Annotated in this window: 10 protein-coding genes and 1 riboswitch; of the genes, 7 read left to right on the top strand and 3 right to left on the bottom strand. The window is 46.7% G+C overall.

Annotated elements, in window-relative coordinates; genetic code table 11:
• Positions 1–298 precede the first annotated feature (298 nt).
• A riboswitch (ZMP/ZTP riboswitch) is annotated at positions 299–378 on the top strand.
• Between the two features lie 48 nt (positions 379–426).
• Together AB840_RS14350 and AB840_RS14345 are read left to right on the top strand one after the other, a co-directional pair.
• Entirely contained in the window at positions 427–2106 is a 1680-nt protein-coding gene (locus AB840_RS14350; RefSeq protein WP_048515529.1) for a formate--tetrahydrofolate ligase, read from the top strand.
• Entirely contained in the window at positions 2081–2728 is a 648-nt protein-coding gene (locus AB840_RS14345; protein WP_234984947.1) for a cyclodeaminase/cyclohydrolase family protein, read from the top strand. Before AB840_RS14350 ends, AB840_RS14345 begins: the two co-directional genes overlap by 26 nt.
• Positions 2729–2798: 70 nt before the next feature.
• On the opposite strand, the gene AB840_RS14340 is transcribed toward AB840_RS14345, so the two are convergent.
• Positions 2799–3464 (bottom strand): metal-dependent hydrolase, encoded by a 666-nt coding sequence (locus tag AB840_RS14340; RefSeq protein WP_048515528.1) that lies wholly within the window; start codon positions 3462–3464, stop codon positions 2799–2801.
• Positions 3465–3476: 12 nt separating this feature from the next.
• On the bottom strand, positions 3477–3887 hold the full coding sequence (locus AB840_RS14335) for a hypothetical protein (protein ID WP_048515527.1): 411 nt from the start codon (positions 3885–3887) through the stop codon (positions 3477–3479).
• Positions 3888–4060: 173 nt separating this feature from the next.
• Here AB840_RS14335 and trmL point away from each other — a divergent pair, with 173 nt between their 5' ends.
• The 5 genes from trmL to AB840_RS14310 all read left to right on the top strand — a co-directional run bounded on the left by trmL (position 4061) and on the right by AB840_RS14310 (position 8285).
• Positions 4061–4549 (top strand): tRNA (uridine(34)/cytosine(34)/5-carboxymethylaminomethyluridine(34)-2'-O)-methyltransferase TrmL, encoded by a 489-nt coding sequence (gene trmL, locus AB840_RS14330; RefSeq protein WP_048515526.1) that lies wholly within the window; start codon positions 4061–4063, stop codon positions 4547–4549.
• 13 nt (positions 4550–4562) lie between these two features.
• The gene (locus AB840_RS14325; RefSeq protein WP_048515525.1) at positions 4563–4907 is read left to right on the top strand and encodes a YlbF/YmcA family competence regulator; all 345 of its coding nucleotides are present in this window, start codon (positions 4563–4565) and stop codon (positions 4905–4907) included.
• Positions 4900–5826, top strand: a complete 927-nt coding sequence (gene murB / locus AB840_RS14320; RefSeq protein WP_048515524.1) for a UDP-N-acetylmuramate dehydrogenase — start codon at positions 4900–4902, stop codon at positions 5824–5826. The genes AB840_RS14325 and murB overlap by 8 nt, the downstream gene beginning before the upstream one ends.
• A 133-nt stretch (positions 5827–5959) precedes the next feature.
• Positions 5960–7768 (top strand): translational GTPase TypA, encoded by a 1809-nt coding sequence (gene typA / locus AB840_RS14315; RefSeq protein WP_048515523.1) that lies wholly within the window; start codon positions 5960–5962, stop codon positions 7766–7768.
• Positions 7769–7976: 208 nt separating this feature from the next.
• Positions 7977–8285 carry a PepSY domain-containing protein gene (locus AB840_RS14310; protein ID WP_048515522.1) on the top strand — a complete coding sequence of 103 codons (309 nt, stop codon included), beginning with the start codon at positions 7977–7979 and terminating at the stop codon, positions 8283–8285.
• A gap of 123 nt (positions 8286–8408) precedes the next feature.
• Here AB840_RS14310 and AB840_RS14305 read toward each other — a convergent pair whose 3' ends face one another.
• Positions 8409–8711 (bottom strand): metallophosphoesterase family protein, encoded by a 303-nt coding sequence (locus AB840_RS14305; RefSeq protein WP_234984948.1) that lies wholly within the window; start codon positions 8709–8711, stop codon positions 8409–8411.
• Between the last annotated feature and the right edge of the window lie 173 nt (positions 8712–8884).

Below are 8884 nucleotides of genomic sequence, written 5' to 3'. Positions count from 1 at the left end.
CCAAGGGGTTTACCGCTCCAGTCAGCCGCACTTTCCGTGGGACGATGAGACGAGTCATGCGGAAGATTCCCTTTCAAACGCATGTAGGGATTCATCACGGACGCATTTGCAATAATGGCCCGTCCAGCAGTGCCATAGGGAAGTTAGCTAACAGTTTCTCAACGCCTGCATTTTTATAAAAAAACGATGTCGATGAGGCTAGCTATTATCTAGGTCAATACATTCACCGAGAACTTCTTGACACATACGGAGGCGGAGAGACCATTGACAAATTCCTTTGCGGCCTTGTATAATACACGTATGATCATGTGACTGACGGAAGTGGAGTTACCACGGGGAGCATGATTGACGATACAGCCGACCGTCTGGGCGAAAGCTCCGGAAGTGTCGGTATTTTTATTTTTTGGAATAGGAGTGTTGCAGAGTATGGCAAAGGTATTGAGTGATATCGAAATTGCACAGCAGACCCGGTTGGAACCCATCGTGAACATTGCCGGGAAGGTAGGTCTGACAGCAGATGACCTGGAGCTGTATGGAAAATATAAAGCAAAAATTTCTTTTGACGCAATTAAACGCTTTTCTGAAAACGAGGACGGAAAATTGGTGCTGGTTACGGCGATTACGCCTACTCCGGCAGGGGAAGGAAAGACCCTGACGACAATCGGCCTGGCGCAGGCGTTGAATTATATGGGGCATAAAACTATTGTAGCCCTGCGGGAACCTTCCCTGGGGCCTGTGTTTGGCATAAAAGGCGGCGCTGCCGGCGGCGGCTATTCCCAGGTTTTGCCTATGGAGGATATTAATCTCCATTTTACCGGTGATATGCATGCTATCACGGCGGCAAATAATCTTTTGGCAGCAGCTATCGATAATCATGTGCATCAGGGCAATGCGCTGCGGATCGATGTGCGGCGTGTTGTCTGGAAAAGGGTCATGGATATGAACGACCGAGCTCTGCGTCATATTGTAGTGGGGATGGGCGGCAAAGTATGCGGCTTTCCGCGGGAAGATCAGTTTATGATCACGGTGGCTTCTGAAATCATGGCGATTCTGTGTTTGGCGCACGATCTGATGGATTTGAAGAAACGCATGGGGGATATTGTGGTTGCCTATGATTTGGATGGCAATCCCGTCCGGACTCGTCAGCTTGGCGTAGAAGGTGCCATGGCGATTCTCATGAAGGACGCTATCAAGCCGAATCTTGTGCAGACTACGGAAAATACGCCGGCCTTAGTCCATGGCGGTCCCTTTGCCAATATTGCTCACGGTTGTAATTCCGTAGTGGCAACGAAACTGGCCATGAAAATGGGAGATATCACAGTGACGGAAGCTGGCTTCGGCGCCGATTTGGGCGCTGAAAAATTTATGGATATCAAATGCCGCTTTGCCGGCATCAAGCCGGATGCCGTCGTCATCGTAGCGACGGTCAGAGCGCTCAAAATGCATGGCGGCGTAGATAAAAAATGCCTGCAGGAGGAAAATTTGGAGGCATTGCAAAAGGGATTTGTCAATTTGGCTAAGCATATTGATAATATGCGCAAATTTGATGTACCGGTCCTGGTCGGTATCAATCGGTTTATGACGGATACAGATGAAGAAATCGCCCTTCTCCGTCAATTATGCCGTAATTATGGCACAGAGGCAGCTCTGAATAATTGCTGGGCCGAAGGCGGCAGAGGCGGGATTGAAATGGGAGAAAAGGTGCTGAAACTCATAGAACAGCCTCGGACGCCGTATAAACCTTTGTATGACATTGAGGATACGATTGCCCGTAAAATGGAAATCATCGTAAAGAGAATTTATGGTGGTGCCGGTGTCGTGTTTGAAAGCAATGCGCAGAAGCAAATAAAGGAATTGGAAAAGCTGGGACTCGACAAGATGCCTGTATGTGTAGCTAAGACACAGTATTCCCTGTCGGACAATCCGGCGCTTTTAGGGGCGCCCAGCGATTTCACCGTTACTGTGAAGGATGTCCGTGTCTGCACTGGTGCCGGGTTTATTGTCTGCCAGACAAGTAATATTATGACTATGCCGGGCCTGCCGAAGATGCCTGCGGCCAATCGGATGGATATAGATGAAAATGGCGTTATTACAGGGCTATTCTGATATGGATTTTAGTTATTTACAGTCGATGCCGCTGGATGAGCTTCTTGAGGCGACGGCTTCGCGGGAGCCGGTGCCGGGCGGTGGTGGCATTGCCGCTATGACGGCAGCATCGGCAGCTGCCCTTGTAGAAATGGTAGCCAATTTAACGATAGGAAAAAAAGGATATGAAGATGTGGACCTGATCATGCAGGAGATCCGAGATCGGGCCAGAGAACTGCGCCTGCGATATCTACGCGGTATTGATGAAGATGCCAGAGCATTTGATGACGTCATTCGGGCTGTCCGCCTTCCCCGGGACACTCCTGATCGCACGGCTGTGGTGCAGCGTGCTTTTACGCATGCGGCAGCCGTTCCCTTTGCATTGGGAAAGGATATTTTTGTTTTATTGCAGCTGGCAGATCAGACCGTGCGTTATGGCAATGCCTGGGTTATTACGGATGGCGCAATTGCGGCAATGAATGCCCGGTCTGCAATGCGGTCTGCATTTTATAGTGTGCGTATCAATCTGAAATCTATTATGGATGAAGTGTTTGTGCGGCAGATGATGGATGCCATTCTAGACATAGAGGCAAGAGCAGAAATGGTAGAGAAAAGTGTGGAGAGGGCATATGCCCGGCGTTGATGGGGCATGTATAAAAACAAAGGAATAGGGGATTAATCCCCTATTCCTTTGTTTTTATACGATATTATTTTTAGAATTCAAATACAGTTCCCGGAGCAACAATTTGTACGGGAATATTATATTTTGATTCTGTCAGCTTTTTGTACTCCTGCGGATCCGTGTCAATAACGGGCCAAGTCTTATAGTGAATTGGAATAACGAACTTTGGCTGAATCCATAAAGTTGCCAGGGCCGCGTCCTCTATTCCCATGGTAAAGTTGTCGCCGATGGGAAGAATGGCACAGTCAATTGGTCCGAACCGATCCAGAATTTTCATGTCAGAAAAAAGACCGGTGTCTCCGGCGTAGTAAATTCGTTTTCCGTCCAGTTCTACAATAAAGCCGCAGGCCAGTCCTCCGGTGATGCCGGAGCCGTGCCAGGCAGGTGTCAGGCGTATTTTGCCAAAGGGCATATCGGCACTGCCGCCAATATGCATGGCATGAGTTCGGCAGCCGGCGGCACCGGCTTTTCCGGCGACCTCTGCTGTGCTGATGACAAGCGCATCGTTGGCTTTAGCAATGGCTTCTGCGTCGCCGTAGTGGTCGCCGTGGGCATGAGAAAGAATAATGTACTGACAGGCAATGCCAGTTGGACAGACCTGTGTCCATGGGTTGTCAGTAATAAACGGGTCAAATAGAAGCGTTGACGTGTCATCGGACAAGGTAAACGCCGCGTGACCGTAATAATTCAATTTCATGTTGTTCACCTCTTATCGAGTGCTCCAAGCTTCCCATTCTTCAAACCAGTTTTTTATGTGTTTCTGCGGGAGGGAGCCGCAGAAGGTTGTTTTTAATTCACTGCGAAGCAGATCTTCTTTATCGCCTAAGGGATAAATGTCTTTGTATTCATCGTAGACAGCCCAGAAATCGCGCATATGCAGATTGGCATAGGTTTCGCCGTAAATTTGAAAACAGGAATCACAGAGTGTGATAAATACGGCTTCTTCGTCATGCTGTTTGGCATCATCCAAGATGCAGCAGCGCGTGTACAGATGAATATTGCCGAAAAGCTTATGAAGGTAGTCATAAACATCTGATACTAATGCGGGCTGCAACTGCAGCAGCTTACAGCCGGGGGCAAAATAAATAGGATACTGGGCAATGTTATCAAAATCATCCATGGAAAAAACACCTCTCTCTAAGAATCAATATTAAAATAATATTAAATAATAACTATTATCTAATATTATAACATAATCAAATAGGAAAATCAATAAAAACAGAAGGAAAGCCTTTTCCTCTTGTGCTTCCTTATGAAATCCTGTACAATAACTTTTGGAGAGTGAGTGATAGTATGCATATCGTTATGGTAGAGCCGGAAATTCCTGGTAATACGGGCAATATTGCCCGGCTGTGCGCAGCCAATCATATTGTGCTGCATTTAGTGAAGCCCTTGGGTTTTTCACTGGATGATAAACATTTAAAGCGGGCCGGCCTTGATTATTGGCCGCTCGTTGATGTACAGGTACATGAAAATTTTGATGAAGTGCTGGAAAAATACAAGGACCATCGCTTTTTTTATTTGACGACGAAGTCAGAACAATGTTATGCGGATATTCAATTTCAAGAGGAGGATCTCCTTGTTTTTGGCAGAGAAACGAAGGGATTGCCGGAAAGCCTGCTGAAGCAATATCCCGAAAGCTGTTTCCGCATTCCTATGGTTGACAGGGCCCGGAGTCTCAATCTGTCCAATGCCGTCGCAATTGTTTCCTATGAGGCGCTGCGGCAGCTCAGATTTCCCAATATGGCACGGGGCGGTATCGGCATTGCAAATTTAAAATAATGAGGTGTGTGCAGTGGAAATATATGATAAGGCAAACGCGTTAGCGGAATCTATACAAGCGTGCAGCGAATATAAGCAATTGCTTGAAGCCGGAAATGCGCTGGCACAGGATGAAAAAACGACACGCATGGTGCGTGAGTTTCTCATGCTGCAGGCGCAGTTGGCATATGCCCAATCCATGGGCGATAAACCGATTAGGAAAAAAACTGAACAGCTGAATAAAATGTCTGAAATGATTAAGAATAATCAGGCTGCCGTGGATTATCTCCAAAAATATAATACATGGCAGTCTTTAGCAGGCAATGTGTTTCAAATTATTCAGAATGCAATGGCAGAAGGAATGAGCATCCTTGATTAATACATATGCGTTAACAGGTTTTGTTTCACAATTAAGCGGTTCTATATCTCCCGACAGATTGCTTGTGAATGAACTCATGAGCAAGCATACGACCTTTGCCGTAGGCGGCCCTGCTGATGTTCTTGTGCTGCCGGGATCGGTTAAGGAAATGTCGCTGGCAGTCCGGGCTGCTCGCAGTCTGGAACTGCCTGTGGTGGTACTGGGCGGCGGTTCAAATGTTCTTGTCCGCGACGGCGGTATCCGGGGAATTGTCATTCAGTTGAATTTATTGAAAAAAGTGCTGTCCTGCCATAATACCAAAATTTTGGCCAGTGCTGGGTATATGCTGAAGGATGTCTGTCAATTCGCACAGACCCGCCATTTGACCGGCATTGAATTTGCCTGCGGTATTCCGGGCACGCTGGGCGGAGCTGTGTTTATGAATGCCGGTGCCTACGGCGGAGAAATGAGTCATGTTGTTTCCAGGGTCCGTACGGTCAGCAGCACTGGCAGCGTACAAACTTATAGTTCACCGCATATGGGATTTGGCTACCGGCAGAGCCGGTTTCAGAAATCTCAGGAATTTGTTGTGGAGGTAGAACTCTCGCTGCGGGTCGGCGATGCAGATGAAATTCAGGCGGCCATGGAGGAGCTCATGACACGGCGCCGCAGTAAGCAGCCGCTGGAAATGCATAGTGCTGGCAGTACCTTTAAACGTCCGCCGGGATATTTTGCCGGTACGCTGATTGATCAGACCGGGCTGAAAGGATTGTCCTGCGGAGACGCTCAGGTATCGACGAAGCACGCCGGCTTTGTTGTCAATACAGGTCATGCGTCAGCCAAAGATATTCTGCAGGTGATCCAAGAGGTGCAGCGGCGAGTAGAGCGAGAGCATGGAGTCCGTCTGGAGCCGGAAGTACGCATTATTGGCGAAGACTAAAATCAATGTAAATTATACGTGTTTTTTTTACAAAAAGCCTCATGACGTATAGTCAAAGGAGGCTTTTTGTGATATACTATCTAAGTTACCTTTGAGTGCTGTTATTTTTGATAAATGGGAGAGAAGACATTAGATGGAACGTAAAGATATACGCAATATTGCAATTATTGCCCATGTTGACCATGGCAAAACAACATTGGTCGATGCGATGCTGAAACAAAGCCATGTTTTCCGGGCGAATGAAAAGGTTGCCGAACGTGTAATGGACTCCGGCGATATTGAACGGGAACGAGGCATTACTATTTTGTCTAAAAATACGTCTGTTATGCATGAAGGCGTTAAAATTAATATCGTAGATACACCGGGGCATGCTGATTTTGGTGGTGAAGTCGAACGTGTGCTGAACATGGTTGATGGTGTATTGCTTTTGGTAGATGCTTTTGAAGGACCTATGCCGCAGACTAAATACGTACTGCGCAAAGCCCTGGAACAGAAGCTCAAACCCATCGTGGTTATCAATAAAATTGATAAGCCGGAAGCGCGTGTTTCTGAAGTCGAAGATGAAGTTCTGGAATTGTTTATGGAATTGGACGCAACAGATGAACAGCTTGAGTTCCCTGTTATATATGCAAATGGCCGTGACGGCATTGCTAAATATTCTATGGATGATGACAGTGACAGCTTGGAACCGCTTTTTAAGACAATTGTCAAATACTGCCCGTGCCCGCAGGGAGATATTGATGGTCCGCTGCAGTTTATGGTCACCACACTGGATTATGATGATTACGTAGGAAAAATTGCTATTGGCCGGATCGTCCGCGGCAGATTGCGCCCTAATCAGCAGGTTATCATTACGGACGGTGAAAGCCAGCGCAAAGCTAAGGTTGGCCGCATATATACCTATGAAGGCTTAAAACGTGCGGAGCAGGAAGAAGCCGCTATGGGTGAGATTGCGTGTGTTGTCGGTATACCTGATTTGAAGATCGGGGAAACCGTTGCCGATCCGCAGAATCCGGAAGCGCTTCCGAAAATTGATATTGACGAACCGACATTGTCGATGATTTTCTATGTCAATGACAGCCCTTTTGCCGGTCAGGAAGGGGATTTTGTAACGAGCCGTCATCTGCGCGATCGTCTGTTCCGTGAAGTGCAGACAAACGTGTCCTTGCGTGTAGAAGAAACGGACAGTGCCGATGCGTTTAAGGTGTCCGGCCGCGGCGAATTGCATATTGCCGTTCTCATCGAAGAAATGCGCCGTGAAGGCTATGAAATGCAGGTCGGTAAGCCAAGTGTTATTACAAAGGATATTAACGGTAAAAAATGTGAACCGCTGGAAGCCCTCACTATCGATGTACCGCAGGAATTTATGGGTACTGTCATGGAAAAACTGGGCACCCGTAAAGCTGAAATGGTCAATATGCTGGATATTGCCGGGTATACACGGCTTGAGTTTATTATTCCGGCTCGTGGTCTTATCGGGTTCCGCAGTGAATTTCTGACGGCTACCAAGGGGAATGGCATTATGTATCATGTATTTCATGGCTATGCACCTTGGAAAGGCGATATCCCCGGCCGTACCCGCGGCAGCTTAGTTGCTTTTGAAACGGGGACGACAACTGGGTATGGTATTTTCAATCTGCAGGATCGCGGTGTCATGTTCATCAAACCGGCTGAAGAAATTTATCTCGGCCAGGTTGTCGGTGAAAGCAATCGTGATGTGGATATCGAAGTGAATCCGTGTAAGAAAAAACATTTGACAAATACGCGTTCTTCCTCTTCGGATGAAGCGCTCCGCTTAATTACGCCGCGCGCTATGGGCCTGGAAAAATCGTTGGAATGGATCAATGATGATGAACTGGTGGAAATTACTCCGAAAAGCATTCGCGTTCGCAAAGCTATTCTTGATAAGCATGATCGGAAAAGAGCTATGCGCAAATCTTAATACGTCTAGTGATATGAGAGTCCTTCCCGAATTATCTATCGGGAAGGATTTTTTTTGGAGATTAACGAGTACTGCCTTGAAATATATAATATGAATAATTAGCGGATAACGCCTGTTAATTATTTATTGACGAGATGTAAAATATGTGTAATAATTAATTACATAGCATTGTATTACTGCAACTAAATACAACTAGGAGGAATATGAGATGAAAAAGAAAGCATTAGGCGTAATCTTAGCTGTGTTAGCTGTAAGCGGCGTATGGGCTGTTCCGACAGCATTGGCAAAAATCAGTCCGCAGGAGGTAGAACAGATTGTCACCAGAGAATATCCCGGTGCCTCGATTCATAAGGTAGAACAGGATTATGAGCATGGGCGTCAAGTCTACGAAGTAGATTTCCAAACGCAGAATATCTGGGATGGAGATCTGACGATTGATGCGGAAACAGGCGCTATATTGGAACGGGATATTGAGTATCGTGACGGTGATCATCATGGACATCAGCGGCATAGATAAGGCGGATGCCAATTGACTAAAACGGATTGGAAAGAAATTTCCAGTCCGTTTTAGTTTGGTTTTCCATAGTCATCCTAACGGATGAGCCCTGCAGGCAATACGGGCTGCGCGGCGGGGTGAAACCTATTGATGATTCAGCAGTAGGCGGTGGTATACGGTACCATCCAGTGTTTTCCATTGCAGTACTGTTTTGTGTATCATCATATAGCTGTGAAAGCTGCCGTCTTTCGGCAGAGATACGGAGCCGGGATTCAGATAAAGATTGCCTTTTCCGAAGGCTTCCCAGGCTGGGATGTGTGTGTGTCCGTGGAGCAAAATATCGCCATGCTGCAGTGGCGGCAGAGCTTTTGTATCCTGGATTCTCGAAAACATGACGATGAATGTTTCGTCATACATCGTTAAAACCATTGATTTTACTACGTTCATTGCCATTTACGCTTGACTATTCGCTCGTCATGTTTTATAATAATAGATATAAACATGACGAGGTGAAGCATGTCCATCATAACGCAAACCGATAAAAGATCTGGCATTACATATGCTTACGAAACCACATACTACTGGAACAAGAAAAAACAACAGTCGCGAGCAAAACGAAC

Source organism: Megasphaera cerevisiae DSM 20462 (genome assembly GCF_001045675.1).
In the GTDB taxonomy this organism is placed as follows: Bacteria; Bacillota; Negativicutes; order Veillonellales; family Megasphaeraceae; genus Megasphaera; species Megasphaera cerevisiae.
Note: the sequence above shows the minus strand (reverse complement) of the source record. Positions and strands in the feature narration are given on the sequence as shown.